The sequence below is a fragment of the Emticicia aquatilis genome, assembly GCF_014644295.1.
Taxonomy (GTDB): Bacteria; Bacteroidota; Bacteroidia; order Cytophagales; family Spirosomataceae; genus Emticicia; species Emticicia aquatilis.
Genome location: NZ_BMKK01000001.1, coordinates 795,960 through 822,026, shown reverse-complemented (window position 1 = coordinate 822,026; position 26,067 = coordinate 795,960). Strand labels below are relative to the sequence as shown.

Sequence of the window (26,067 nt, the reverse complement as noted above, 5' to 3'; positions counted from 1 at the left end):
TAAGCGTTCAAATCTTACTACTGTTCTGAAATTTAATATCCTTGATTTTGCTTCAAATTTCCTTTACTAAGGTCTATTTCTACTTGTGGTATAGGTAAATATTCGTGCTTATTGGGTGTAAAGGCTGCCGTATTTAAATAACTTCTTTTTGCTTTTTCAGTAGCAAAATAGGCATTTATGACAGTGGCGGCATCACCCCAACGTACCAAATCAAAGAAACGATGCCCTTCGTTGTTCAGCTCAAGTCGGCGTTCAGCTTTTAAGGCTTTAATGGCTTCAGTATATCCACCCACAAATGGAACTGGGTAGGGTTCTATCTTATAGGTTGCTGCATCGCCAGTTGCAGGAGCGAGTTTCTGCACTTTACGACTATTTTTTGCTCGATTTCTTATCTGATTAATAAAACCAATACCTGTGTCTATGTCTTTTAGTTCTATCAATGCTTCGGCTTTCCAAAGCAACACATCGGCATAACGTATGAGATAATAGTTGAGGTCGGTAATACCTTGATTGTTACGGTCATAATGAGTTGAAATTGGCGAAACCATTTTTTTCTTAGGGCTAAAATCACCATATACAGCATTCCCTCTTGTCCAATTGGCTTTATAAGTTTCTTTTGTGTAATCTAAAAATGGAATACCAACACGAGCAACACTAAAATCAAGCCGAGGGTCGAGGTTATCTGTTGTGGTAACATTGACATCGCTGTAAGCAGGCAAGCCGGCAGCAGTTGTTTTGAAGAAATTCACCAAATTTTGTGAAGGTCTGTGAAAACCTTGTGCTGCAACTGGGTAACCACTGCCTGCAGGTGTGGCGATACGGTTAAGGCGGTCACCTACCGAGCCGTTTTTGTTGCTAGAAGCTCCATCATTTATAGAATGTTGAATGGCAAAAACCATTTCAGCACCATTTTCGAACTCTGGGGTAAAAACATCTGAATAATTAGGCAATAGGCTATATCCCCCTTTTTGAATCACCGAATCTGCGGCAGTGCTTGCTAAATTCCATTTTTTCTGAAACATGTAAGCTTTACATAAATATGCCCATGCTGCATAGCGTGATGGACGCCCGACAGAGCTTTTTACAGTGGGCAAACCATCGACAGCCGCCTTGAAATCATCTTCAATTTTTTTCCAAAATTGCTCATCAGACAATAAATCATTAGCAACATAAAAATCATCTTTTTCTTTCGCTGTTTCGTCTATGTAAGCAGGTTTGTTAAAAATCTTTTTTAGTTCAAAATAATAGTGGCCTCTCAAGAAGCGAGTTTCGGCAATACGTTGCTGGCGTAGTGACTCAGTAAAACCAGTAGCATCATTAATAATTTGCAAAATATTGTTGCAACGGCGAATGCCTTCGTACAAACAGGCCCATTTGCGTTGTGCATCAAGATTTGTTGAGTTTAAGCTTGAAAAGACCTCCATATCGTGGATATTCACTTGGTCAGTAGTTCCTGAAGAACCTTTGTAGGCATCGCCACTTCTGACATCACCAAAAGACCAATTTGAGCCAGCCGAGTTGTAGGCTTCGCCACTGTCGAATTGCCCATTTAGTATATGGTATGCTCCTGTCAAAAGCGACTCTACCCCATCCTTGGTTTTCAGTTGTTCCAATGATTGTTCACCAATAGGTTGTTGGTCTAAGTATTTTTCACAACTCCAAAGCGAGGAAACAAGAAAAATAAGGGCTATTTTAAATGATATTTTTTTCATCGTTAATTGATTTTAAGATTAGAATTTAAGGCTTGCTCCTACCATAAAAGTACGAGCCACAGGATAGAGTCCTCGGTCTACGCCCATATCAAGGTTTCGATTATCACTGCTGTAATTTTGTAAACCCACTTCAGGGTCAAGTCCATCGTATTTTGTAAAAGTGAATAAATTTTGAGCTTGCACATAAAATCTTACTTTACCCGAAAGGCTTTTACTCGGTAGTTCATAGCCGATTTGAACTGTTTTTAACCGAAGGAAATCGCCATTTTTAATAAAATAAGATGATGGACGAATATCATTATTGGTCGAAAGTGTAGTAAGCATAGGAACAGCTGCATCGGGTCTGTCAGGTGTCCACGCCTCTAAAACCCGAATGTTTTTATTTGAAAGAGAAGGGCTTGTAAAGAAATCACTATATACCCGTGTAAAATCGAAAATTTTGTTGCCGCCTACCCCTTGAAAGAATGTCCAAAAATCGAAGTTTTTATAATTGAGTTTTAGGTTAAATCCATAATTAAAGGTCGGAATGGGACTTCCTAAAAATTGGCGGTCTTTGTCATCAACTACGCCGTCGTCATTGGTGTCTTCAAATTTCAAACGCCCAATTGCTTTACCTGTTTGAGCAGCATGAGCGTCAACTTCGGCTTGTGTTTTGAAAATACCGAGACTATTATATCCGTAAAAAGATGCAATCGGCAAGCCCACCACCGACCGTTGAAGTTCTAAATTTCGGGTTAAATTATTGCTCACAGGGCTTGGAATAAAACTTAACTCAGGTGCTAAGTCTGTCAACTTGTTTTTTATATAAGAAAAGTTCCCATCAATCGAATAAGAAAAATCTTTTGTTACTTTATTTCTATAACCCAGCTCTATTTCAATACCTTTATTTTGCATACTCCCCCCGTTGATAAAAGGTGGCGTTGCGACACCAAAAGTGGCAGGTATTTTAGGTTGAACCAGTAAATCTTTGGTATTTTTTGTGAAATATTCAACCGAAAACGTGAGTTTATTGTCAAATGCAGCTAAATCTAAACCGATATTCGATTGAGTTGATGTTTCCCAAACTAATGCAGGGTTGCCAATCCGCTGTTGAGAATAGCCAGGTTGTGAAGAGTTATTAGCACCGTTTATGTCGTAATAAGTCGTTCCTAAATCAAGTGCATAAGTTGTATAAGTAGCATAATCTATGATTTCTTGATTACCCGTTTGTCCCCAACCGTATCTTAGTTTGAGGTCGTTGATTTTTGACTTATTTTTCAGAAAACCTAAATTGGATAACCGCCAACCCAACGAAAATGCAGAAAATACTTGCGAATTACGTCCAATCGCAAGTTTAGAAGTAGCATCATTGCGTAAGGTAAACGAGGCTAAGTAAGTATCATCAAAATCATAGTTGATTTTACCGAACTGCGACCACAGTGAAGATTTAAAGCCTGAGCCACTGTTGGTGAAGAGCAATTGCCCTGCATTGAGTTGTTGTCCATTCACATCGTTTGATGGAAACCCAGACCGCCCTGCTCGTTGGTTTTGGCCCGAAGTAAGAATAAATTCCGCACCAGCCAATACCTCAAGGTTATTTTTCTGAATAGATTTCTTATAGTTTAATAGATTCGTCCAAGTGTTTACTAATAACGAACTGTTGTAAACCGATAAACTATTAACGGCATTTACTTGTGTGCCTTCCGAATAAGTCGGATTAAAATCTTTTGTATTGAAATTGGTATAATCTATGGCATAGTTAGTTTTGAGTGTTAAGTCTTTAAATAATTCCAATTCTGCAAAAACTTTTCCCAAAATTTTCCATTTTGTGGCATTATTGTCTTTATTGCCGTTTAAGATTGCTAAGGGGTTTCTTCCCCCTATTGGCATTCTTAAGGGCGGACCCGCAAAATTTCCTTTTTCATCTCGAATGGGCAAAAGAGGGTCTGCAAAATATACACTTGTAATGGTTGAACCCAAAGCCGTATTTTCAGAAGGGCTTTGGCTTTGTGTATAAGTAATATTGGCAAATTCGCCTATTTTAAGTTTTTTCCAAAGCGAATAATCTGCATTGAATCTTGCTGAATATCTTTTAAAACCCGTATAATCAATCATCCCTTTTTGGTCAAAATACCCCACATTTAGAGCTGTTCTGCCTTTGGCATCGCCATTGAGCAAACTTAAAGTATGCGACTGCACTAAGGCTGGTGAAAAAATCTCTTTGAACCAGTTGGTATTACCTGATTTTAAATCATTTGCTACTAAATATTCAGGAATCACAGCCGATGTTCCGATTCCGTAAGGATTTCCAGTAGGCGGGGTTTGTCCGCCATTTTTCAAAGCAAGAAACCACAAGTCTCCAAATTGTTGAGCATCCAATAATTGCGGAAGTTTTGCTGCTTGCTGAACGCCTACATAACCATCATATATTACTTGGGCTTTATCTTGTTTAGCCGTTCGGGTAGTGATTATGACCACACCATTAGCAGCTCTTGCTCCGTAAATAGAGGCAGAAGATGCATCTTTTAGCACTTGAATGGATTCAATATCCGAAGGGTTCAATGAATTGATATTACCTGTTACCGGAATACCATCAATGATATAGAGAGGGTCATTACTATTAATAGTGCCAATTCCTCTAATTCTAATAGCCACGCCACCACCTGGCACGTTGCTATTCATCACATTTACACCAGCAACTCGCCCTTGTAAGGCTTGGTCAATCCCTGCTGCTGGAACAGACTTGGCATTATCCATATTTACAATAGACACTGCACCTGTCAAATCTTTTTTTCGTTGGGTTGAGTATCCCGTTACTACCACTTCGTCTAATGCTTTGGTGTCGATTTGCAGCACAATATTTATCATTGTGCGATTTCCAACCACAATTTCTTGGATTTGATACCCAATATAGCTTATCACCAAAATAGCTTTATTATCAGCCACACTGATTTCGTACTCGCCGCCAATGTTGGTAGTTGTTCCACGAGTAGTTCCTTTTACGGTAATACTTACGCCTGGAAGTTTTTCGCCTTTTTCGTCAGAAACTATTCCTTTTACTGAAATATCCGCCATTTTTATAGCCGCCAAATGTTCAACAGATTTTGTTGCCTGAATTTCGGTATTCTCATTGAGGGGTAAGGCATTCTGAACTGGAAGTTCTGCCGCAGTTCTTCGGTCGTTTTTACTTAAAATGAGGTATGAACCATTTTTCATTTTTTTAAACTTCAAACCGCTCGAACGCAAAACATTTGATAGATTAGTTTCAATGTTTTTTTGATAATCTATCTCACTCGAAGAAATTGTAAATGTTTCAACCGTTTTATCGCCAAAAACAATATCTACGTTATAATGTTCTTTGAGGGCTTTTAGAGCTTCTTTGAGAGCGATGGTTTTTGAGTTGACTCCAGTTTTTGTAAAAGAAGTTTCTATTTTTGGCGACTGTTTCTTATACGCCAATGCCTCTTGAGCAAATAAGAAATGTCCTCCTTCCAACAAACAAAAGGTCAAAGCTATCGCTTGCCAACTTGTGTAAAGTTGTTTTTTCATGTAAATAGAGGTTTTAATAAATGATTATTGAGTGATAAAAATTGTATTTTCTTTATGAGTAATTTGAAGGTCTAAAACGCCTTGTATCAATTCTAAAAATTCATCAAGATTATTAGCGGTAAACGTTCCCGAAACGGTGAGGCCGAGTAATTCCTTATTGGTTACTTCTACATTTACGCCATAGTTTTCTGATAATAAATAGGTTATTTCTTGTAATGATGTTTGTTCAAAAATATACCGATGTCCTCGCCACGCTTCATGGATTTCTGGTTGAGTGGTGGTCTCTTTTTTTGCAATATTCCGATTATCAATGGTTATTAAATCCCCAGGTTTCATCAAGATTTTTTGTGTAGAATCGCCCACTTGCAGATTTAACCTTACTTTACCCTTACTCAAAACCACCTTTGAACCTCTTTCACGAGCAAAAACTGTAAATTCGGTTCCTAAAACCTCTACATCAAAACTTTTGGCGGTCTGAACAATAAATTTTTGATGATTTTGGGTATGTTTTACCGAAAAAGAAGCCTCACCCTCTAAAAGCACAATTCTTGAATCTTCGCCAAAGCCCCAACGAGGAATTTTTAATGAAGAATTGGCATTGAGCGTTACTGAACTGCCATCAGGCAATTGAAAAGATTTTGTTTCACCAAAATCGGTTTTAAAGGTTTGATATTTCCAGATATTTCTCGAAAAAAACAATGATAATCCGACTACAAATAGTACCGATGCTGCGGCAATCCAAGGTTTCCAATCTAACTTTTTGGTTTGCTTTGTAGTGGCTGTAAGCACTGTATTATTGTGAGGATTGTTTTTATATTGCTCTAAAAAATCATAATACTTATCAACTGCCCCATCTATGTTGGCTATATATTCAGCGTGTAAATTTTCGTATTCTTCTAAGTATCTATAAAATAATTCTTCATTAGCTTTATCCAAAACCCACTCATCAATCATCTGCTTTTGCATGGCAGAGGTCTGTCCCATAAAATGATTAAAGAGTAACTCTTTTGTTATTTTGGCATTCATAATTGGTGTAATTGATATTGATTAGACAAATTGAAGGCATTTTTCACTTACAGATGCACTAAAATAATCAGTAAAAGCAGCCATTTGTCTTTCAATAAGGTTCTGATAAATTTGTTTGCACGATATAATTGAACTTCAACGGTTTTTACTGAAAGCTGAAGTTCATCGGCTATTTCTTGGTAGCGTTTACCTTCAAATCTGTTCAATAAATAAATTCTTCGTCGTTCAATGGGTAAATTATTGATAGCACTTTGCACATCTTGATACATTTCCTCATACTGACTGATAGACTCAGGAGTGTCTTGCTCCGAAAATGCTTCATCATGTTTTTCATCAAGAGACTCAACCTTTTGGATTTCGCTTTTTATAAAATTAAAAGAGCGGTTTCTAACAGCACGGAAAAGGTAAAAGCGGAAGGATGTTTCTATTTTAATGTAAGCCCTTGTGCGATAGAGTTCATAAAACACCTCTGAAACAAGGTCTTCGGCGATGGCTTTTGAGCCGACATATTTAATGGCATGGCTGCAAAGCGGCTGAAAATAACGCCTGTAAAGCAATTCTATACCTTTTTCAGGATTGCTATCAATGGCATTTTTTATGAACAATTCATCATTGTTCACATTATTCAAACTTTTGTTGTGAGAAAGTATCAAATGGCTTTTCGAGCTTGATTCATCATTAGAATATATGTCTTTTTGAGCCATTTTGTTTTGAATAAACTTAGTTAAAAATCTTTCGATAACAGTTCACTAATTACAAGACAAAAAAAGAAGTTTTCTCACTTACAGTTTTTATTTAATTTTTTGAAAAAAGTTACAAAATTGTAAAATACACTTCATAAACTTGAATGTGCATACAATTTTATAACTTTAAAGTTGTATAGGTAAATTAAAAACAGCTCACCTACAATTTAAGAAATATTAAGTGAGTTCTGATAATAATTTTAGGATTATGTCCCTGTTTTCCGATGTGTAATCTCCATTTGCTTTTGTCCAAGCCTTTCTTTGAGATTCTTCATATCTTCACTCAACTTATCTTGTAGCACTCTGGCATAAATCTGAGTTGTACGAATAGATGCCGAGCGATGTTTTGTTCAATGCAAATAAATCAGCCAATATTTTCAAATAAATATAAAAAAGCCACTCCCGAAAAACTGGAGTGGCTTAACTGATTGTTGTACGGTATCGAACCTTGAGTTATTTGTGGTCTTATCCAGACTCGAACTGGAATCTAAAGTTTAGGAAACTTCTATTCTATCCCTTGAACTATAAGACCATGATTCTTTCGTACAAATTTAATAAGAAAAAAGGTTTTATGCTATTTTCAATTTTGATTCTTCTTTCATTGTTGGGTTATTCATCATTCTTTTTCGTAAATCTTTCATATCCTGACTAACTTTTTGCTGAACAACTCTCGCATAAATTTGTGTTGTACGAATGTCCTTATGCCCAAGCATCGAACTAACTGATTCGATAGGAACACCATTGGAGAGGGTTATGGTCGTTGCAAATGTATGACGTGCCAAGTGGGTTGTTAAGTATTTGTTTATCCCACAAATATCCGCTAACTCTTTCAAATAAGCATTATATTTTTGATTACTGTTTACAGGAAACAATCTATTTTGAATTTTCCGGCAATTATGATTTTTGTATTTCTCTATAATTTCTATGGGGATTGGCAGAGCCATTACTCTTTCTTTTGTACCTGTTTTCTCTCGATAGGTTTGTAGCCAAATTTCTCCATCCACACTTTTTGATATACTATCAGGAGATAAGTTTGTTAAATCAGCATAGGCAAAGCCAGTAAAACAACAGAAAATAAATATATCCCGCACTTCTTCAAGTCGCTTTATTAAGTTGGACTTATTGTAAATTAATTCAATTTCTTCCATTGTGAGAATGTCTTTATTTGCAGGCTCGTATGTACATTTGAAGTCTTGGAAGGGATTAGTTTTTAACCAACCAAGCCTTACAGCATGACGAATAATTTGCTTTAAACAACTCATATACTTCATGTAGGTATTTTTCTTAACTCCTTCAAAGGTTTCAAAATAATATTCAAAATCAATTACAAATTGGTATTTCAAATTGCAGAGAGCTTCATCACTAAGGTTGTACTTGTTTCTGAGAAAAGATTGAATTTTAAGTTTTGTGGTAACAAAATGTTTCTTGGTATTTTTTGACATTCTACCAGCATCTACCCTTTCTTGAACTCGAAGTAAATGGTAATCAATTAACTCCATCAACGTTTTTTTCTCTTCCTTTACACCCATGTAGGCGTTCCTAACCATTTCTGGGGTAACATACTCATTTTGAGAGATTAGGACATTGTAATTTTTCTGCAATTCGCCTCGAACGGTATTGATGTAATTATTGATAATCTTTGCCTCTTGACCGCTACCCTTTGCCATACCTGCTTTTTGAATCCATTTGTCAGGCTCTATTTTTTTACCAAGAGAAAATTGTGTTCTTCTACCTTCAATGGTTAATCGGACATAGATAGGAGCAAGCCCATCTATCATTTTGGACTTGTTGAGCCAAATAAGAATTGATAAGTTTTGATTTACTTTCATTGTTTGATGTAGTTTTAAGCGACCGAATCCATTTAAAATGACTTCGTTTTAGTTAATTTAATTTCTTGTAAATCACTTATTATCAGCATTTTACAAGAAATTCGGTCTCCAAGGCTAACAAACAAAAAAGGATACCGAAAGGGATACATTTTTGTTGAAAGTGTTTAGGTTGATTTGGTGGAAAATAAATAAAAAAACCGCCAAATCATATGATTCAGGCGGTTTTGGTATGATGTATCGTGATAATTAAATTCTCGTCGGGAATCGAACCCGAATCAAACGTTTAGGAAACGCTTATTCTATCCGTTGAACTACGAAACCGATAATATTTCAACAAAAATATAAAGAATTTGTTTCAATACATCAATCAACCCCAATTTCATCAACAAATAACCAAGCGGGACTGCCTTTACCTGGGTGATTGTCTGGAAGTTTGCCGTAATTTTGAGCAATAACCTTTACAAAACGCCCTTTTTTACCATCAATTCCTACGCTTAATTGTTGCACCACTTTTTCTTCACCTTCTAAATTTCCTAATGGCATTTTCTTGGCACTCGTAAATTTCTTACCATCTTCCGAAACCAGAACTTCTACTTCACGAGGTAGCATAATCCATGAAGATTTTGCTCGTAAGAAAGCAAACGAAACCGTTTGTAGGTTCATTACTTGCCCTAAATCAATCGTTACATCAAGGTTTTTGCCCTCAAAACCTACCCAAGTATCCAAGTTTCCAGCTTCGCCTTTTACGCCATTGGTTAGACCGTAAGTTTCACCGCCAAGATATTTGGTTGGCTGGCTCGCCAAAGTATATTTCCGTCCAGTTGATTTATTGATGTAATAATACTTACTCATATCCTTACCCAATTTCTGCCCTTTGTCCGTAAACGCAGTTGCTCTAACCGTGGCATCTTTAGTCACAATCACACCCGTTGGCTGATAAACCAATGAACTTGCCGTTGGCTCTGTTCCATCAATGGTGTATCTGATAACCGCCCCATTATCAGCAGTTTTGAGTTTTACGGCCACTTGGCTTTTGGCGTTTACCGACGAACTCGCCGAAACATCATAGTACGCATTTGAGTAATTAACAGCCAAAAATCTTAGACGCTCAAAGTGTGTTTTTAGGCGAGTCGTAAAATCTTTGTAGTCTTTGGCATTATTGGCTGTCCAACCTACTTCGGCCAAAGCCGATGCTCTTGGAAATACCATATATTCGGCATGACTTGGAGTGGCAATATATTCAGTCCAAACGTTGCCTTGTACGCCCAAAATATGTTTGGCTTGCTCAGCCGTAATTCCCGCAGGAATTGGGTTATACGAATACACTTTTTCGAGTGGCAAAAAACCGCCAATTGCCACTGGCTCCGATGATGGGTCTGACTGATAAGCATCTAAATAACAATGGCTTCCGGGAGTCATGATGGCATCGTGGTTTTGTTTCACGGCTTCGATTCCGCCTTCAATTCCTCTCCACGACATGATTGTTGCGTTTGGAGAAATCCCTCCTTCTAAAATTTCGTCCCAACCAATCATTTTTTTGCCTTTCGAGGTCAAGAATTTGTCAATTCTTTTAATGAAATAACTCTGTAATTCGTGTTCGTCTTTCAAACCTTCTTTTTTCATTAATTCCTGACAAAAAGGGCTGTTTTTCCATGAAACCTTCGGACATTCATCGCCACCGATATGTACATAATTGCTTGGAAATAAGGCGATTACTTCGGTTAGTACATCTTCTAAGAAAGAAAAAGTTTGTTCCGTTGGACAGAAAACGTCATCATAAACGCCCCATTTTACACCTACTTCGTAAGGGCCTTTTGAGCAACCCAATTCTGGGTAAGCCGCCAAGGCTGCCATTGCATGACCTGGCATTTCGATTTCGGGAATCACGTTTACGAATTTCTTTTGGGCGTATTTTACCACTTCTGAGATTTGTTCTTGGGTATAAAATCCACCGTAAGGTTTTCCGTCAAAACGTTGGTCGGTGAAATGTCCTTCCATTGATTCTTTGCGTTTTGAGCCGATTTCGGTCAATTTTGGATATTTTTTTATTTCAATTCTCCAACCTTGGTCGTCGGTTAAGTGCCAATGAAATGTATTCATTTTGTGCAAAGCCAGCAAATCAATGTATTTTTTGATAAACGAAACTGGGAAAAAATGACGGCTCACATCGAGCATCAAACCACGATACCCAAACTGCGGGCGGTCATAAATCGAGCAATTCGGAATACTCCATTTTACACCATTGGCCGCCGAACTGCTATAAATTTCGGTAGGAAGCAATTGTAAAAGACTTTGTAAGGCATAAAATTCACCCTTTGCCGTTGAGGCCGACATCACCACACTATTGGCTTCTACTTTTAGGGTATAATCTTCTTCGCCCAAAGTTTTGTCGCCTGATTTTGGGCTAAGTGGCATAAAAATAATGGCTTTTGTATTGGCAGGAGCAAAGCCCGTGAGGTCAAATTCTTCGATATTGAGTGTCATGCTCGAAGTAATCAGAAAACGCTCGGCGAGCATCTCGGCCAACGGACGTAAATCTGGGTTATTTCTCGGAATCAGAATCTTGGTTTGGGCAGTGACTACGAATGAGCCAGCCGTTTGTACGAGTTGTGTAGGTTTCGGAATGATTGCGTATTTGTTCTGTGCAATACTATAAAACGATAAAGCAATGAGGGCAATTACGCCAAAAAATTTCTTCATGGTGCTCCGGAGGGGTTTATTGAATTTTTAGGAAAACGAAATTCGGCTTTTCGTGGTATAATTGCAAACAAAAATTTATTTTTTTATTAATTAATATAATAATAAAATATTTTAGCAATAAAAGCTGTTTCATGAGCGAAATTCAAACCTGTAAGGTCTGAAAAGACCTTGCAGGTTTTGTGATGGTGTAGGTTTTTTTTAGCGATGCTTTATAGTTATCTTTGCAGTCCAAAAAGAGAAACGAATGGCAAAAGATAATTATTTAGAGAAACTCAACCCACCACAAAGAGAAGCAGTAACACACCCCGAAGGTCCATTGATGATTATTGCGGGTGCAGGCTCGGGCAAAACTCGTGTGCTTACGTACCGCATTGCGTGGTTGATTGAGCAAGGCGTTGACCCTTTCAATATTTTGTCGTTGACGTTTACCAACAAAGCTGCGGGCGAAATGCGTCAGCGTATCGAGGCCGTTATCGGAAATGATGCCAAAAACCTTTGGATGGGAACTTTTCACTCAGTTTTTGCCAAAATCTTGCGTTTTGAAGGAAAAAGATTGGGTTATACTTCTGATTTTACTATTTACGATACCGACGATTCGAGGTCTTTGATGCGAACAATCATCAAAGAATTGGGTCTGGACGATAAAACCTACAAGCCAAACTACGTACTCAATCGGATTTCGAGTGCCAAAAATGCCTTGGTTTCGTGGGAGGCTTACGCCAATAATCCTGTTTATATGGAAGATGATAAAGCCGCCCGAATGCCCGAAATCGGCCGACTTTATAAGATGTACGTTTTGCGTTGTTTCCAAGCAAATGCCATGGATTTTGACGATTTGCTCTACAATACCAACGTACTTTTCCGTGACCACCTCGATGTGCTGAACAAGTACCAACACAAGTTTAAGCACGTCATGGTCGATGAGTTTCAAGATACTAACGTTTCGCAGTATCTCATTACTCGTAAACTTTCGTCGGTGCATCAGAATATCTGTATCGTGGGCGATGATGCCCAAAGTATCTATGCGTTCCGTGGTGCAAATATTCAAAATATCTTGAATTTCAAAGCCGATTACCCCGATTTGAAAGTCGTAAAACTCGAACAAAATTACCGTTCGACCCAAACGATTGTCAATGCGGCCAATTCGGTCATTGCTCGAAATAAAGAACAACTGGAGAAAAATGTTTTCTCAGAAAACGAAGAAGGAAGCAAAATTGATGTCATAAAAGCGGCTTCCGATAACGAAGAAGGGCGTTTGATTGCTACCAATATTTTTGAAGAAAAAAACAATAATAGCTTAAAAAATACCGATTTTGCGATTCTTTACCGCACAAATGCCCAGTCGAGGGCTTTTGAGGAGGCTTTAAGAAAACTCAATATCAAATATCGCATCGTTGGTGGTTTATCTTTCTACCAACGAAAAGAAATCAAAGATTTGTTGGCGTATCTTCGTTTTACGATAAATCAGAATGACGAAGAGGCTTTCAAACGCATCATTAATTTACCAAAACGTGGCATTGGCGATACGACAGTTGCCAAAATTGTGGTTACAGCTGCCGAAAATGGCAAGTCGGTTTGGGAAGTGGTAAGTAACATTAACCAATACATTGCTGGGCGTGCTGCTCAGACGATTGATGATTTTGCGACGCTCATCAAAAGCTACGGTTTATTGATTGAAGAAGGCAAAGATGCCCACACGGTGGCTTCATACATTGCCAAAACTTCAGGACTTTTGAAAGAATTGTACGATGATAAAACCGTTGAAGGTTTGGCTCGTTACGAAAATATTCAAGAATTACTCAACTCAATCAAGCAATTTGTTGATAATCCAGAAAATGAGGAAGTGACTTTGAGTGCGTTTTTGCAGACGGTTACGCTCATGACCACTGCCGACCAAGAAGACGAAGATGGCGACCACGACCGTGTGACCCTCATGACGATTCACGGAGCAAAAGGTTTGGAGTTTAAATATGTCTATATCGTCGGTTTGGAAGAAAACCTTTTTCCATCGCAAATGATGCTCTCGAAACGCAGCGATTTGGAAGAAGAACGTCGGTTGTTTTACGTAGCCATCACTCGTGCCGAAAAGAAATTGACCTTGAGTTATGCCGAAAGTCGTTATAATTACGGTCGTTTGAACTACTGTGAACCAAGTCGTTTTTTGGAAGAAATTGACCCAAAATACCTGCAAATTTCAAGAAGCAGAGTGATTTCTTATGGAAATAGCGACGCTCGAAACGACCGTCCAGCAACGAGTTCGCCAGTTCCAGCAGGATTTACGAAGAAAGAAACCCTGATTTCTAATTTACGACCTGTACAGAAAGCTGCTCCAGTAAACCATACGCCAACTGGTGATTTTGTGGCAAGCGATACCTCAAACCTAAAAGCAGGAGATAAAGTAGAACATCCAAAATTTGGTTATGGCACTGTAACCAAAATGGATATTAATGGCAATGACCGCAAAGCAACCATCAAATTTGATGCTCAAGGACAAGGTGAAAAAACGCTTTTGTTGAGTTTTGCGAAGTTGAGAATTGTGGAATAGGAGGGTTTTATACCCGAATCACAATAATATCAGATAGCTTTGTGGTATAGTTGGGCGAAAGTTTTTCTTGCTTCATTTTCCAAGTCTTTTTAGGGTCTTGCGACCCTAATCTTATTTTTTGCTGGCCAAACATTGCATTAACTTTATCAATAGATTGCATCAATTTTTTGTGACGTTCATCGCTGTTTTCAAAGATATTAATTTGCGTTGCATCTTCATCCGTAAAGTCTTGCACAATTACGCCCGCTCGTTTGTATTCGTAACCTTCCCGAAAAATAATTGAAAGAGCCTGCAAAGCAAAATTTGAAATTTCGATACTCGAATTGGTCGGAAATTGCAAATTCAACAGAATATTTCGGTTATATTGTGGTAAATCAACCCGATGGCGATTGGTTTGAATAAATACCATGACCGAATTACAACAAGATTTTTGCAAACGTAGTTTCTCGGCACAAGTAACCGCAAAAGTTGAAATACGTTCTTCCAAAAAATCTCGTTCGGTATGATTGCCTTCAAACGAACGAGTAATGGCGATATTCTTTTTTTGTTGAGCTTCTTCTAAATCGAGCGTAGGTTTTCCTTCTAAATCACGTTTTAGGCGTAGGCCCACAATCGCCATGTTTTCCTGCACCCATTTATCATCAAGCATCGTAAAATCGAGTGCTGTTTTTACGCCAATGGCTTGCAAACGCTTGGCGTGTTTGCGGCCAATTCCCCACACATCTTCTATTTTTAGCCATCTTAGGGCTTTTATCCGTTTTTCTTCATCATCAATCAGATAAACGTTATTGGTGTGTTCAGGGAACTTTTTGGCTATTCGGTTGGCTACTTTTGCCAGTGATTTGGTTGGAGCAATGCCCACACTTATAGGTATGCCTGTGCCTTTTGTTACTCGGTGGTGCATTGATTCACCTATGTGTTGGAGATTGAATCGCTCAAAGCCTTCAAATTTGATAAAGGCTTCGTCGATGCTGTAAACTTCCATTTCTGGACTAAAATCATTCAAAATGGTCATTACTCGTTGGCTCATATCGCCATAAAGTGCAAAATTGGCCGAGAAAACCTCAATGCCATTTTGCTCGAAAAACTTTTCCCACTGATAGGCCGCTGCTCCCATCGGAACACCCAATGCTTTTGCCTCATTGCTTCGAGAAATCACGCATCCATCGTTGTTGGAATAGACAACAATAGGTTTACCAACGAGGTTTGGTTGAAAAACTCGTTGGCAAGATGCGTAAAAATTATTGCAATCGACTAAGGCAAACATCAGAAAGATTTGATAGAAAAAGTAATGATTCCCCAGATGATAAAATCGTTTTCTTCGGTAACTTTTATGGGTTTATAATCTTCGTTTTCGGCAAGTAGCCAACACTGTTTTTTTTCGATTCTGATTCTTTTGAGCGTAAATTCTCCATCAATAAAACAGACCGCAATTTTATTATTGATAGGTTCTAAACTTTTATCAATTATCAGAATATCTCCATCGAAAATCCCAACATTTTTCATCGAATGACCTTTCACAAATCCGCAAAAAGTTGAGGGTTTGTTTTTGATAAGGTATTTGTTGAGGTCGATAGACAATTCAGTAAAATCAAGGGCAGGCGAAGGAAACCCTGCACTGATTCCAATATCAACAAAGGGTAATCTCAACTCGGTCTCGGCAGAAAGAGGCGTAATATCAATGGTCGAATCTTGTATCTGGATGACTGACATGGTGTTGATGAAAAATAATATCGCTAAGATATTGATTTTGCTGTTAGTTAGGGTAAATATCTTGAGTAATTTGTGGAAAGTTGAGGTTTTTTGATAAAATGTAAAATGATGTGATAGCAGAATTAAGCTGGATAAAGTTGATTTATTCAGAAATAAAGTAAATATTTGTATGACAAAAAAGGTTATAACTTATGGCAACTTACGCAGAAATAATATCAAAAAATATCAAATATGTAACAAACGAAAAAGGCCAAGAGACTGAAGCAATCATAAGCCTTAAAACCCCTTTGATGAAAGCGTTTTTTGAAGATATAAAAGACTTACTACTTATTCAAGATAGAGTGAATGACGATAGAGTCGATTTTTTTGAGGCAACAGACAAAATACTAACCAAAAAATAAGATTTGGCTAATGTATAAAGTTGAAATTAGTAAAAAAGCCTTAAAGGAATTAGAAAAACTGCCTAAAGAGGTAGTGAGAAAGTTTAGAGATAAATTTAGTGATTTGGCCGAGAATCCGTATTCGGTCAATGGTACGAAAAAATTAGTAAATCCGAAGTCTTTGGGTATAGAATTAGAAGAAGTTTATCGAGTAAGAATAGGAGATTATCGAGCAATTTATGCCATTGAAAATGAAGTATTGGTGATTTTTATCATTAAAATTGCCCACCGCAAAGAAGTTTATGAATAACAAAAAAATCCAGCGAACATCACTGGATTTTTTTGTTGAAATATCTTATAAAAACCTTGCTTTCAATTCGGGTGTCGGAATACGGCAAGCATCGGTTCGACCAAAAATTCGATAACGATTGCGAGCTACTAAATCATAAATAGGATTTCGGAGAAAAGCTGGAATGATTTTGAAAACATAAAAAATCTTCCAAATTCCATCCATTCTACGAGCGATTTCGAGAGCTGCATCTGATTTCTGATAAACTTTATCGCCTTCAATGGCTACAATGCTATCAAAATCGCTGGTTTTTAAGCTAAATTTTTTGAGTAGTTCTTGACCAATTTCTGATTGTAAGGCTGCAAATTTGAATATGCCTTTACTATCTCTGTCAATAATGAAATTGATAGAAGCATTACAAAAGTTACAAACGCCATCGAATAGAATAGTCATTGTTAATTACTTTAGAAAAGGAAGACTTCGTTTTGAACGAAGTCTTCCTTAAATATTATTTCATCGAAACCGCCTTTGCTGGTTCTTCGGCTTTTAGCTCATTATTGTTGTATTTCGATGGGCATTTTAATAAAATTTGGTCTGCCTTGAAACACTTATTCGCTAAATCCATTTTACCAACAACTACCAATTTCTCAGATTTATCTAAATCCGTTGGTTTTGGTTGGTTATAAACCACTTTTGATTCATAGTTTAATGAGTCAACCATCACAAATTCAAAATGATTGGGGTCAACTGATGGTTCGTAAACCATTCCTGCAAAATTTCCCGAAGCATCTTTTTTCAAAGATCCAACCACGTGCATTGATTTAGTGCTACCTTCTTTGGCAACTTGCTCAGCTTCGCTGAAACCTACGTAAGTACTGGCATCACCAACAGTTGAAATGATGATTGCGATTGCCACCGCAATGATTCCGAGTGCTATGATATGTGATTTTTTCATATTATTGAGAGTCCACGGTCAACTGACCACAGACAATAGTTTTTGTTGAAAATAATGTTGCAATTTTGTCTTTACTATCGACCGTTGACTGCCGACTATAAACTTTTCTCAATCTTACTTATCTTTCTATCTAACAAAACTAAGTAAGCAATAATTCCGACAAATACGATTGCGATTACGGCAACAACTACCCAAATTTTGCCATCAGCACGCATTTGGTCGGCCATTTGTACTTCTTCTTGAGCAAACACATTGAATGAAGTAAGAAGTACTACTAAAAACGATATGAATTTTTTCATTATTGTTGAAATTTAACGGTAAAACAAAGATTTAGTTTGAACCCAATCGTTCGATAACACGTAAGCGAATGCGTAAACTCGTAATCCAAACGCCCAAGAGTGTCCAACCGATAATGGCAGGATAAAATACCATTCGCATAGAGTTGTCCATATCGTATTTACCAAAGGCTGGATTTCCGCCATTTCCTGGGTGAAGTGAGTCGGTCAGTCTTGGTAAAATCCAAACTAATGGAATGAATGTTGCGAATGCGAAAATATTGTAAATGGCTGATAATCTGGCTTTTCGTTGTTCATCTTCAAACGAGCTTCTCAGAATAAAATAAGAAGAGTATATCAGAAGTCCAACCTCAACGGCAATGATTTTTGGGTCTTTCGGAAGCCAATCTCCCCAAGTATATTGTCCCCAAAGCGAGCCAGTCATAAAGCCCAAAATACCAAAAAAGATAGCAACATTGGCAAATTCAACTGAATATTCATCGTCTTGGATATTTCCGTTACGTAAATATTTAATGGCAAACCACACAGAAGCAGTCATTAATGTCATCATTCCGAACCACAATGGCACATGGAAATAAACATTACGAATAGTTTCATTTAATATCGGTTGACGTGGCACAATTCCACCAAGCCCTTGAATAATTGTGTAGAGAAGTATGACTACACACAAAATTTTCCACCAAGTTTTTTTCATATAAACCACTGCTCCCCAATGGGGATTTTTTAAGTTAGGAATATTCAATCATTCACTAATTCATTCATTCTCTAATTATTTTTAACTCCTCCACAAAAAAGGAAAGAGTAAATAACTAATTGCTATCACAATGGCATCAATTGCCAATAAAATCAAAATTTCGTCATAACTGGTGTTCCATTCTAAGCCGTCCATTGCATTTTTCGATAGTCTGATAAGCATTGAAAGCATCGGTAGAATGATTGGGAAACTCAAAACAGCCATCAAAGTAGAAGTATTTTCTGCTTTTGAGGCAATGCCAGCTACCATCGTTAATGTTGAAGAAAAACCAATTGCTCCGAGTACGATGGCCGTCAGATACATCACCAAATTCTGCACGGGATTTCCCAAAAAAACAATATAAATAAACAAGCCTATCAACGACAATGTTAGAAGTAATACAATATTATAAATGATTTTCGAGAGAATAATTCCTTGCGGACTCGCCAGCGTATAATAATAGAGTTGTCGGCCTGCTCGCTCTTGTGTAAAACTTTTTGTGATTGAATTGACGGCCGTAAAAAGTAAAATTATCCAGAGAAGTGTGTTCCAAGTAATGGGTTCAATGCCTTTAATTTTCAGAGCAAAACTAATGTAGCAGACAAAAACTGTGCTTACGATATAGAGAATCATACCGTTGAGGGCATAGCGTTGTCGCCATTCGAGTCTGATTTCTTTTTCGATAAGTGCTTTGAGTTCTTGCATTTTTAATGTGGAGCGATTCTCCAGAATCGTTCAGATGCACAAAGATACTACTCAAACAAATAGCTTTTTTATGATTTTTATTCTTTTTCTATAATTTTTCTGTTTTTGGATTGATACAACAACTGACGAAAATCATTTTTATTTTAGAACCAAAAAAAGTAATTTTACGTTTATTTGAAATCAGTCTAAATAAAATATAAAGCATAGTGCAAGCCGAAAAAACTGTTGCCGATTTAAAAGTAGGGGAGAAGGGAATCATTAATCACTTCAAAGATGATGCGATGTCGTTGAAGTTGCTCGAAATGGGCTGCCTACCAGATACCGAGATTAGTCTCGATTTTATTGCTCCGTTGGGCTGTCCTGTCGGTATTACGGTGGCGGGTTATCATCTTTCGCTTCGTAAGAGAGAGGCCGCAACAATCGTAATAAAATAAGTGTTTATCAGACTGATAGAATTGAGTTGTAGATAGTTGAAGAGAAACAGTCGTCCGTTTTATATCGGTTATCGGCTATTTAATCGTTGAAAATTTTGTGAAAAATAAACAAGTAGTTGCACTTCTTGGTAATCCAAACTCAGGGAAATCCTCACTTTTTAATCAACTCACTGGGTTGCGTCAAAAAATCGGAAATTTCCCAGGAGTAACGGTAGATAAAAAAGTAGGATTTTGCCGTTTGAGCGGAAGCATGGACGTTGAGATTCTTGACCTTCCTGGCACGTATAGCATTTACCCAAACTCACTCGATGAGCAAGTAGTGCTTGAAGTATTGGCCAATCCGAAAAACCCTGATTATCCTGATTTAGCTGTTGTAGTGGCCGATGCCTCAAATTTGAAGCGAAATATGCTACTTTTTGAGCAAATCAGCGATTTGGGTGTACCTGCAATTTTAGCATTGAATATGCTCGATGTGGCCGAAGAATCGGGGATTTCTATCAATTCAGGTAAACTTTCAAAGATTTTGGGTATTCCAGTTGTCGAACTCAATGCTCGTGAAGGTATCGGAATTGAGGGTTTGAAACACACCATTTTCAATCAGCTTCAACACAAAAAAACGCACATCAATCCGCCAAGTTTTGATAAAAAAACTGAAACAGTTTTTGAAGAAGTAAAATCAAAATTTGGTGTTGAGAATAAATATTTAGCTCTTCAGTACGCTGCACAAGCTCAAAAATTAATGTTTTTGGGCGAAAATCAACAAAAGGATTTAGAAGAAATTGTGAAGAAACACAATTTCAATGCCGATAAATTTCAATCAAGCGAGACGATTGAACGCTACCGTGATATTAGCGGTACATTGGAAGAAGTGGTTATTGAGGAAGGCGTAAAAAAAGAAACGATTACTGAGAAAATCGACCATATTTTGCTCCATAAAATTTGGGGTTATGTGATTTTCTTGGGTATTTTATTCTTGATTTTTCAATCAGTTTTTACAATTGCCGAAGCTCCAATGGACTTGATTGACCAAGGAGTAGCAATGGTAAACGATTTTCTGAAATCAAATTTACCTGATAACCAATTGGTTAGCTTACTGACTGATGGTTTGGTTGCGGGTATTGGTGGTGTACTGATTTTTATTCCACAGATTGCGTTTTTGTTTGCCTTCATTTCTATTCTTGAAGAATCGGGCTACATGGCTCGTGTGGTAGTTTTGATGGACAAACTTATTCGTCGATTTGGTATGAGTGGAAAATCGGTCGTGCCGCTTATTTCGAGTATGGCTTGTGCGGTGCCAGCCATTATGTCGGCTCGTACGATTGGCTCATGGAAAGACCGTTTGATTACAATAATGGTTACGCCATTGATGAGTTGCTCGGCACGTTTGCCAATTTACACGATTCTGATTGCCCTCGTTGTGCCAAATACCAAAGCATTGGGCTTTTTCAATATGCAAGGTGTGGCCTTAATGGGTCTTTATTTGTTGGGGTTTTTCTCGGCACTTTTGGCTGGTTGGTTGATGAAGTTCATGCTAAAATCGAACGAAAGAAGTTACTTTATCATGGAACTTCCGACCTACAAAAAACCACGCTGGAAACAAGTAGGTTTTACGATTTTGGAAAAAGTAAAGACCTTTGTTTTTGAAGCAGGAAAAGTAATTGTGGCCATTTCGATAGTTTTGTGGGTATTGGCATCTTACGGGCCAAGTGATAAAATCGAACAAGCAGAAAAGGCTGTAATTGCACAAAATCCAACGCTCGAACAAAGTCAACTTGATTCAAAAATTGCCTCAGTTCGTCTTGAAAATTCGTACGCAGGTCATTTTGGGAAATTCATTGAGCCAGCCATCAGACCATTAGGTTATGATTGGAAAATAGGCATTGCACTCATCACTTCGTTTGCGGCACGTGAGGTTTTTGTTGGAACTGTCTCAACGATTTATAGTATCGGAGCCGATGCCGAAAACGAGACAACCATCAAAGAACGCCTCAGAAATGAAGTAAATGCAGAAACTGGACAACCAACTTTTTCGGTAGCAACCTCGTTTTCGTTATTGATATTCTATGTTTTTGCCATGATGTGCATGAGTACACTGGCGGTTGTTTACAGGGAAACCAAAGGTTGGAAATGGCCAATTATCCAGTTGGTTTATATGTCGGTTTTGGCGTATGTATCGGCATTTGCCATTTATCAGTTTTTGAGTTGAATTAAATTTTAGACAAGAGATTTTAGACAAAAGACAAGAGAATTGAAAATATTGAGAACTGTTAATATATAATTTTCTGTTTAGGTTCGTGTAGAGTTTATTTATTCAACATTCAATAGCCATTGCGGCCCTCATTCTATCATTCAAAATTGAATTTATGCTTGGCGTAACATCAGATAACAAATTGAAAAGATTAATTGTAGTAGGCGATAAGATTTTGGTGAAGCCTAAAAATCCATCAGACAAAACAAATTCGGGACTATATTTGCCACCAACCGTTACCGAAAAAGAAGAAATTCAAAGCGGATACATTATTAAAGTTGGGCCAGGTTATCCTTTACCAACCCAAACAGAAGATGAGCCGTGGAAAGAAACGGAAGAAAAAGTAAAATATATGCCACTCCAAGCCCAAGAAGGCGATTTGGCAATTTATCTCCAACGCCATGCCATAGAAGTGCAATATGAGGGTGAAAAATATGTGATTCTCCCACAAGCAGCCATTCTGATGTTGGAGCGATTTGAAGATTTATAACACAAAAGAGCGATGATTTTCATCGCTCTTTTGTGTTTACTATGCTTTTAGAAGTTTTACTCCTCCAAGAAATCTAAATCTTTACCATGCGTTTCAGAAATGGTAAGTACAGAATAAAATCCAATGGCAAAGCAAATGAAACCAACGATTGCTCCTGCCATAATTATACCCTGCGTCGGCTTTAAAAATTTGTATGAGATAGTCATCAAAACCACCGAGCCTCTAACCATATTCGGAATAGTAGTGGCGGCCGTTGCTCGTAAATTGGTGCCAAATTGCTCGGCAGCAACGGTTACAAACATTGCCCAAAATCCATTTCCAAAACCTAATAGACAGCACAAGGCATAAAATAAAGAAGCACTTTTTATTAAGCCTGAAAACAATAAAATAATCATACATATCAAAGCAAATGTCATCATAAAGCCAATGGCTTTTTTACGAGAATGCAGGGCATGACTGAAAAAACCACTCAGAAAATCGCCAACTGAAATGCCGACATAAGCCCACATGATTGATAAACCTGGGTCGATTTTTTCGGTGATTCCTAAGGCTTCGCCAAATTCATTGCTCAGATAAACCAAAATTCCGATACAAAACCAAAGTGGGATTCCGATTCCGATACATTTCATGTACGTTAAAAAACGCTCCCAATTGGTAAAAAATGCAAAGAAATTTCCTCTTTCAACATGTTTTTTGCCAACTACATCTTTAAAAATACCCGACTCGATTACTCCAACCCGAAGCAGCAATAATGCAATGCCCAAGCCTCCACCTATGAAATAAGCAATTGTCCAATCGCCTGAGAGTTTTACGGTGAAAGTAGCAACCACCGCACCCAGTAGCCCAATTCCCGCCACCAAAGATGTGCCAATGGCTCGAAGTTGCTTGGGAAGCACCTCCGAAACGAGTGTGATTCCAGCTCCCAATTCTCCAGCAAGGCCTATTCCAGCAATAAAACGTAGCCATTTGTAAGCTTCTATTTTATCCATAAATTCAATGTGCGGAATCATTCCACAGCAAAGATTGGCCAATGAATAAGTAATAATAGACCCAAAAAGCACCGAAAGACGGCCTTTTTTATCTCCTAAAACTCCCCAGAAAATTCCACCGAGGAGCAAACCAATCATCTGAAAATTAATGATGGTCGTACCGATTGACGAAACTTCTTCTTTGGTCGTGAGCCCAAGACTTTCAAGACTCTGAACCCGCACGATTCCGAAGAGCTGAAGGTCATAAATATCAACAAAATAGCCCAATGCTGCCACAACTACAGGCAAGCTAAAAAGATGCTGAAAAGTAGTTTTTTCTTGATTCATAAATAGGTTTAGGTTTTTATTTAGTCCACGGTCTATGGTCAACAGTCCACAGTTTTTATGATGCGGAATGCTGATAGACCGTGGACTTAAATAATTATAATTGTTTTATTTTAATTTTACGCCATTTTACTTTAATTCCGCCTCCGCTATGGATTTGCAGAGCGATACAGCCATCTTTTCCACCGATTTTTGCATCATCGAGTGTAATCATTTGTGTGCCATTCAAGAATGTCGTCACAACATTTCCCACAACTTTCACGGTCATTTTGTTCCATTCGCCCATTTTCAAGGCTTTATCTTTTTCTGGTTCAGGTTTTATCAACCAACCACGTCCGTAAGACTCATAAATTCCACCCGTTGAACTCCCTGGAGGGGCAACCTCGGCTTGCCAGCCCGATATTTTTGTGCCTTCGATTGATGAATGAAAAAAGACGCCACTATTACCGTTGGCTTCTTGCTTAAATTCGAGTGTAAGTTCAAAGTCTTTAAATTTTTGTTCTGTTCCTAAGTAGCCGTATTCTTTGTCGGGGCCGCTTTCGCAAACCAAGAGACCGTCTTCTACGTACCATTTTTCGGTGCCGTATATTTTCCAACCTGTTAGGTCTTTACCGTTAAATAGGGTTTGTTTTTTCTGAGCGAAGGTCGCTACTGAGAGCGATAGTAAAATGAATAACGAGAGACTTAATTTAAGTTTCATGTCGTGTTAGTGTTGATAGTTTGGTTATGGAAGAATATTTTTTCTACAAAGAAAAGCGAAAATCTTTATCTTTGGCTATGATTTAACCGAATATTGTTGTTTACTCAATTTACCGAATGAATAGACGTTATATTCAATAAAAATTTTACCCAAATTTATAAGAAATAGCATGAAGAGAATCTTTTTATTGGTCGTTTTTTTATTGATAGAGGGTTTTGGTTTCGCCCAAACAAAGCTATCTCAACAGACCTACGAAGGCGTAATTAACAAATTTCCAATTAGCCTTTCTTTGACATTCGATGCCAATTTAGTTTATGGAACATTGATGTATAAGCGAGTAGGACAGCCGATAAGAGTTATTGGCTCGTTGGAAGGGGATGAGTTTTCGTTGCATGAATTTGGTGAGAAAACCGAAATTACAGGCTTATACTACGGAACAAAAAAAGGAGATGAAATAAGCGGTACTTGGTCGAGCCCGAGCGGGAAAGAGATGAAATTTAGCATCAAAAAAACAGCTTTAACCGAAATTGATAAACCAGAACTAAAATCGGCTACTGGCTCGTATGCTTACAGTTTCGGTAAAGACGGCGGTACTGGAAATATGTATGTGCAGCAAGTAGCGAAAGATAAAATTATCTTGGAAATTCAAGCCGTGAAAGGACCACCGAGTTATAATCAGGCAATTATCGAAAAAACTTCATTGAAATTAGTAAGAAACGAAGCCATTTACGAAAACAACGAATTTGGTAAATGTTTACTAAAAATATCTTTCTTTGAGGGCGGGGCAAACATCATTTATTTAAACGAGGCTTATGATTGTGGTTTTGGAAATGCCGCATCGGTAGTTGGAAATTACTTCAAATTTGACAGCAAAGCACCAAAGTTTGAGAAGACCAATTAGTGGAATCTTTAACGAACAAAAAAAGTCCTGTCTTCATCGAAAACAGGACTTTTTTGTTAGAGAGAAAACTATCGTAAATCGACAACTTCTACGCCTGGATATTTCTTTTTATCGAATGTGAAGATTTTATCGTCAGCAGGAGCATTGGCCATAAATTTATCAACACGGAAAACCGTACGTTTGCCATTTTTGTCCCATACTTTCCAAGATTTTACCGACTTATCTTTTTTATCAACTTTGATTTGTACTTTCGCTACCTTACTTCCTTTATCTTCTGGTGAAAGCTCAATTACTTCATACAGTTGGCTACCTTCTTTAACCTCTTCTACAAATACATATTTATAACCTTTTTTGTAGATGCTATAAATTTTTGTCGGCGAAAGTGCATCCATTTCGGCAGGATTAAAGTCGGAAACTTGGCACTCGTTGGTTTCCTTAGTGTAGCTGTAAAGCTCTTTACCGTTGGTGAAAACTTCTTGTCCTAACATTTTCAAGCGGAATTTTGCACCTTTTACAGTTACATCTCCTTTGTAAGATTCGGTCAATTTGGCGTTTGTTCCTTCTACTCCGTAAGTGAATGAAGCACTAAAAGACTTCATTGTTTGGTATTTTTTGCTCATTTCATCCAAAATCGCAGTCGCTTTTTTGTCTTTCTGAGCCATCACCAAACTACTAACAATCAATAAACTCGCAGTTAAAACAAGTATTTTTTTCATCTTTATAATGGTTAATTTTCTTCCAATAATGGTTTAGATGTATTTTTCAGGAAATGGATTAAAGAATTATGTCTCTACAAAACAATTTAGACGCAAAATTAATTCAATTGG

At 37.7% G+C, this 26,067-nt stretch carries 23 protein-coding genes and 2 tRNA genes; 7 read left to right on the top strand and 18 right to left on the bottom strand.

Translation table 11 applies throughout. The features are described from left to right. Nucleotides 1–32: 32 nt before the first annotated feature. From IEX65_RS03625 to IEX65_RS03590, 8 genes are all read right to left on the bottom strand, one after another. Complete coding sequence (locus IEX65_RS03625; protein ID WP_188764647.1) at nt 33–1,712, bottom strand: RagB/SusD family nutrient uptake outer membrane protein; 1,680 nt, start codon at nt 1,710–1,712, stop codon at nt 33–35. Nucleotides 1,713–1,730: 18 nt separating this feature from the next. Continuing rightward, a complete protein-coding gene (locus IEX65_RS03620; RefSeq protein WP_188764646.1) occupies nt 1,731–5,240 on the bottom strand; it encodes a SusC/RagA family TonB-linked outer membrane protein in 3,510 nt (1,169 codons plus the stop codon). A gap of 24 nt (nt 5,241–5,264) precedes the next feature. Then, nucleotides 5,265–6,266: a FecR family protein gene (locus tag IEX65_RS03615; protein ID WP_188764645.1), complete on the bottom strand. Its 1,002-nt coding sequence runs from the start codon at nt 6,264–6,266 to the stop codon at nt 5,265–5,267. A 47-nt stretch (nt 6,267–6,313) separates the two neighbouring features. Beyond that, the gene (locus tag IEX65_RS03610; protein WP_188764644.1) at nt 6,314–6,970 is read right to left on the bottom strand and encodes an RNA polymerase sigma-70 factor; all 657 of its coding nucleotides are present in this window, start codon (nt 6,968–6,970) and stop codon (nt 6,314–6,316) included. Between the two features lie 499 nt (nt 6,971–7,469). Next, nucleotides 7,470–7,541 (bottom strand) — tRNA-Arg (locus IEX65_RS03605). A 37-nt stretch (nt 7,542–7,578) separates the two neighbouring features. Continuing rightward, on the bottom strand, nt 7,579–8,838 hold the full coding sequence (locus IEX65_RS03600) for a site-specific integrase (protein ID WP_188764643.1): 1,260 nt from the start codon (nt 8,836–8,838) through the stop codon (nt 7,579–7,581). A gap of 248 nt (nt 8,839–9,086) precedes the next feature. Next, a tRNA-Arg gene (locus IEX65_RS03595) sits at nt 9,087–9,159 on the bottom strand. A gap of 42 nt (nt 9,160–9,201) precedes the next feature. Continuing rightward, entirely contained in the window at nt 9,202–11,538 is a 2,337-nt protein-coding gene (locus IEX65_RS03590) for a beta-N-acetylhexosaminidase (RefSeq protein WP_188764642.1), read from the bottom strand. A 244-nt stretch (nt 11,539–11,782) separates the two neighbouring features. On the opposite strand from IEX65_RS03590, the gene IEX65_RS03585 reads away from it, so the two are divergent. Beyond that, a complete protein-coding gene (locus IEX65_RS03585) occupies nt 11,783–14,083 on the top strand; it encodes an ATP-dependent helicase (protein WP_188764641.1) in 2,301 nt (766 codons plus the stop codon). A gap of 7 nt (nt 14,084–14,090) precedes the next feature. On the opposite strand, the gene IEX65_RS03580 is transcribed toward IEX65_RS03585, so the two are convergent. Together IEX65_RS03580 and IEX65_RS03575 are read right to left on the bottom strand one after the other, a co-directional pair. Beyond that, complete coding sequence (locus IEX65_RS03580; RefSeq protein WP_188764640.1) at nt 14,091–15,350, bottom strand: Y-family DNA polymerase; 1,260 nt, start codon at nt 15,348–15,350, stop codon at nt 14,091–14,093. After that, a complete protein-coding gene (locus IEX65_RS03575; RefSeq protein WP_188764639.1) occupies nt 15,350–15,796 on the bottom strand; it encodes a LexA family protein in 447 nt (148 codons plus the stop codon). The genes IEX65_RS03580 and IEX65_RS03575 overlap by 1 nt, the downstream gene beginning before the upstream one ends. Nucleotides 15,797–15,987: 191 nt before the next feature. On the opposite strand from IEX65_RS03575, the gene IEX65_RS03570 reads away from it, so the two are divergent. Further along, the gene (locus tag IEX65_RS03570; RefSeq protein ID WP_188764638.1) at nt 15,988–16,197 is read left to right on the top strand and encodes a hypothetical protein; all 210 of its coding nucleotides are present in this window, start codon (nt 15,988–15,990) and stop codon (nt 16,195–16,197) included. A gap of 10 nt (nt 16,198–16,207) precedes the next feature. Then, entirely contained in the window at nt 16,208–16,486 is a 279-nt protein-coding gene (locus IEX65_RS03565; protein ID WP_188764637.1) for a type II toxin-antitoxin system RelE family toxin, read from the top strand. A 45-nt stretch (nt 16,487–16,531) separates the two neighbouring features. Here IEX65_RS03565 and IEX65_RS03560 read toward each other — a convergent pair whose 3' ends face one another. The 5 genes from IEX65_RS03560 to IEX65_RS03540 all read right to left on the bottom strand — a co-directional run bounded on the left by IEX65_RS03560 (nt 16,532) and on the right by IEX65_RS03540 (nt 19,154). Continuing rightward, on the bottom strand, nt 16,532–16,918 hold the full coding sequence (locus IEX65_RS03560) for a thiol-disulfide oxidoreductase DCC family protein (RefSeq protein ID WP_188764636.1): 387 nt from the start codon (nt 16,916–16,918) through the stop codon (nt 16,532–16,534). Nucleotides 16,919–16,973: 55 nt separating this feature from the next. After that, nucleotides 16,974–17,420, bottom strand: a complete 447-nt coding sequence (locus IEX65_RS03555) for a cytochrome c maturation protein CcmE domain-containing protein (RefSeq protein ID WP_188764635.1) — start codon at nt 17,418–17,420, stop codon at nt 16,974–16,976. 95 nt (nt 17,421–17,515) lie between these two features. Beyond that, nucleotides 17,516–17,719: a CcmD family protein gene (locus tag IEX65_RS03550; RefSeq protein WP_188764634.1), complete on the bottom strand. Its 204-nt coding sequence runs from the start codon at nt 17,717–17,719 to the stop codon at nt 17,516–17,518. A gap of 31 nt (nt 17,720–17,750) precedes the next feature. Continuing rightward, entirely contained in the window at nt 17,751–18,410 is a 660-nt protein-coding gene (ccsA, locus tag IEX65_RS03545; protein ID WP_188764633.1) for a cytochrome c biogenesis protein CcsA, read from the bottom strand. Nucleotides 18,411–18,491: 81 nt separating this feature from the next. Beyond that, complete coding sequence (locus IEX65_RS03540; RefSeq protein WP_188764632.1) at nt 18,492–19,154, bottom strand: heme exporter protein CcmB; 663 nt, start codon at nt 19,152–19,154, stop codon at nt 18,492–18,494. A gap of 206 nt (nt 19,155–19,360) precedes the next feature. Here IEX65_RS03540 and IEX65_RS03535 point away from each other — a divergent pair, with 206 nt between their 5' ends. From IEX65_RS03535 to IEX65_RS03525, 3 genes are all read left to right on the top strand, one after another. After that, nucleotides 19,361–19,588, top strand: a complete 228-nt coding sequence (locus IEX65_RS03535; RefSeq protein ID WP_308424940.1) for a FeoA family protein — start codon at nt 19,361–19,363, stop codon at nt 19,586–19,588. 97 nt (nt 19,589–19,685) lie between these two features. After that, nucleotides 19,686–21,794 (top strand): ferrous iron transport protein B, encoded by a 2,109-nt coding sequence (gene feoB, locus IEX65_RS03530; RefSeq protein ID WP_188764631.1) that lies wholly within the window; start codon nt 19,686–19,688, stop codon nt 21,792–21,794. A gap of 157 nt (nt 21,795–21,951) precedes the next feature. After that, nucleotides 21,952–22,326 (top strand): co-chaperone GroES, encoded by a 375-nt coding sequence (locus tag IEX65_RS03525; protein WP_188764630.1) that lies wholly within the window; start codon nt 21,952–21,954, stop codon nt 22,324–22,326. 56 nt (nt 22,327–22,382) lie between these two features. On the opposite strand, the gene IEX65_RS03520 is transcribed toward IEX65_RS03525, so the two are convergent. Then, nucleotides 22,383–23,642, bottom strand: coding sequence for an MFS transporter (locus tag IEX65_RS03520; RefSeq protein WP_188764629.1), 1,260 nt, complete (start codon nt 23,640–23,642; stop codon nt 22,383–22,385). Nucleotides 23,643–23,736: 94 nt separating this feature from the next. Further along, on the bottom strand, nt 23,737–24,339 hold the full coding sequence (locus IEX65_RS03515) for a 3-keto-disaccharide hydrolase (protein WP_188764628.1): 603 nt from the start codon (nt 24,337–24,339) through the stop codon (nt 23,737–23,739). A gap of 169 nt (nt 24,340–24,508) precedes the next feature. Here IEX65_RS03515 and IEX65_RS03510 point away from each other — a divergent pair, with 169 nt between their 5' ends. Continuing rightward, nucleotides 24,509–25,240, top strand: a complete 732-nt coding sequence (locus IEX65_RS03510; RefSeq protein ID WP_188764627.1) for a hypothetical protein — start codon at nt 24,509–24,511, stop codon at nt 25,238–25,240. A gap of 68 nt (nt 25,241–25,308) precedes the next feature. On the opposite strand, the gene lolA1 is transcribed toward IEX65_RS03510, so the two are convergent. Continuing rightward, a complete protein-coding gene (lolA1, locus tag IEX65_RS03505; RefSeq protein ID WP_188764626.1) occupies nt 25,309–25,956 on the bottom strand; it encodes an outer membrane lipoprotein periplasmic chaperone LolA1 in 648 nt (215 codons plus the stop codon). Nucleotides 25,957–26,067 lie beyond the last annotated feature (111 nt).

Excerpts from the sequence above, each read along its gene's own strand:
- IEX65_RS03625 (WP_188764647.1), bottom strand. The coding sequence starts at position 1,712 with ATGAAAAAAATATCATTTAAAATAGCCCTTATTTTTCTTGTTTCCTCG.
- IEX65_RS03620 (WP_188764646.1), bottom strand. The coding sequence starts at position 5,240 with ATGAAAAAACAACTTTACACAAGTTGGCAAGCGATAGCTTTGACCTTT.
- IEX65_RS03615 (WP_188764645.1), bottom strand. The coding sequence starts at position 6,266 with ATGAATGCCAAAATAACAAAAGAGTTACTCTTTAATCATTTTATGGGA.
- IEX65_RS03610 (WP_188764644.1), bottom strand. The coding sequence starts at position 6,970 with ATGGCTCAAAAAGACATATATTCTAATGATGAATCAAGCTCGAAAAGC.
- IEX65_RS03600 (WP_188764643.1), bottom strand. The coding sequence starts at position 8,838 with ATGAAAGTAAATCAAAACTTATCAATTCTTATTTGGCTCAACAAGTCC.
- IEX65_RS03590 (WP_188764642.1), bottom strand. The coding sequence starts at position 11,538 with ATGAAGAAATTTTTTGGCGTAATTGCCCTCATTGCTTTATCGTTTTAT.
- IEX65_RS03585 (WP_188764641.1), top strand. The coding sequence starts at position 11,783 with ATGGCAAAAGATAATTATTTAGAGAAACTCAACCCACCACAAAGAGAA.
- IEX65_RS03580 (WP_188764640.1), bottom strand. The coding sequence starts at position 15,350 with ATGTTTGCCTTAGTCGATTGCAATAATTTTTACGCATCTTGCCAACGA.
- IEX65_RS03575 (WP_188764639.1), bottom strand. The coding sequence starts at position 15,796 with ATGTCAGTCATCCAGATACAAGATTCGACCATTGATATTACGCCTCTT.
- IEX65_RS03570 (WP_188764638.1), top strand. The coding sequence starts at position 15,988 with ATGGCAACTTACGCAGAAATAATATCAAAAAATATCAAATATGTAACA.
- IEX65_RS03565 (WP_188764637.1), top strand. The coding sequence starts at position 16,208 with ATGTATAAAGTTGAAATTAGTAAAAAAGCCTTAAAGGAATTAGAAAAA.
- IEX65_RS03560 (WP_188764636.1), bottom strand. The coding sequence starts at position 16,918 with ATGACTATTCTATTCGATGGCGTTTGTAACTTTTGTAATGCTTCTATC.
- IEX65_RS03555 (WP_188764635.1), bottom strand. The coding sequence starts at position 17,420 with ATGAAAAAATCACATATCATAGCACTCGGAATCATTGCGGTGGCAATC.
- IEX65_RS03550 (WP_188764634.1), bottom strand. The coding sequence starts at position 17,719 with ATGAAAAAATTCATATCGTTTTTAGTAGTACTTCTTACTTCATTCAAT.
- ccsA (WP_188764633.1), bottom strand. The coding sequence starts at position 18,410 with ATGAAAAAAACTTGGTGGAAAATTTTGTGTGTAGTCATACTTCTCTAC.
- IEX65_RS03540 (WP_188764632.1), bottom strand. The coding sequence starts at position 19,154 with ATGCAAGAACTCAAAGCACTTATCGAAAAAGAAATCAGACTCGAATGG.
- IEX65_RS03525 (WP_188764630.1), top strand. The coding sequence starts at position 21,952 with ATGCTTGGCGTAACATCAGATAACAAATTGAAAAGATTAATTGTAGTA.
- IEX65_RS03520 (WP_188764629.1), bottom strand. The coding sequence starts at position 23,642 with ATGAATCAAGAAAAAACTACTTTTCAGCATCTTTTTAGCTTGCCTGTA.
- IEX65_RS03515 (WP_188764628.1), bottom strand. The coding sequence starts at position 24,339 with ATGAAACTTAAATTAAGTCTCTCGTTATTCATTTTACTATCGCTCTCA.
- IEX65_RS03510 (WP_188764627.1), top strand. The coding sequence starts at position 24,509 with ATGAAGAGAATCTTTTTATTGGTCGTTTTTTTATTGATAGAGGGTTTT.
- lolA1 (WP_188764626.1), bottom strand. The coding sequence starts at position 25,956 with ATGAAAAAAATACTTGTTTTAACTGCGAGTTTATTGATTGTTAGTAGT.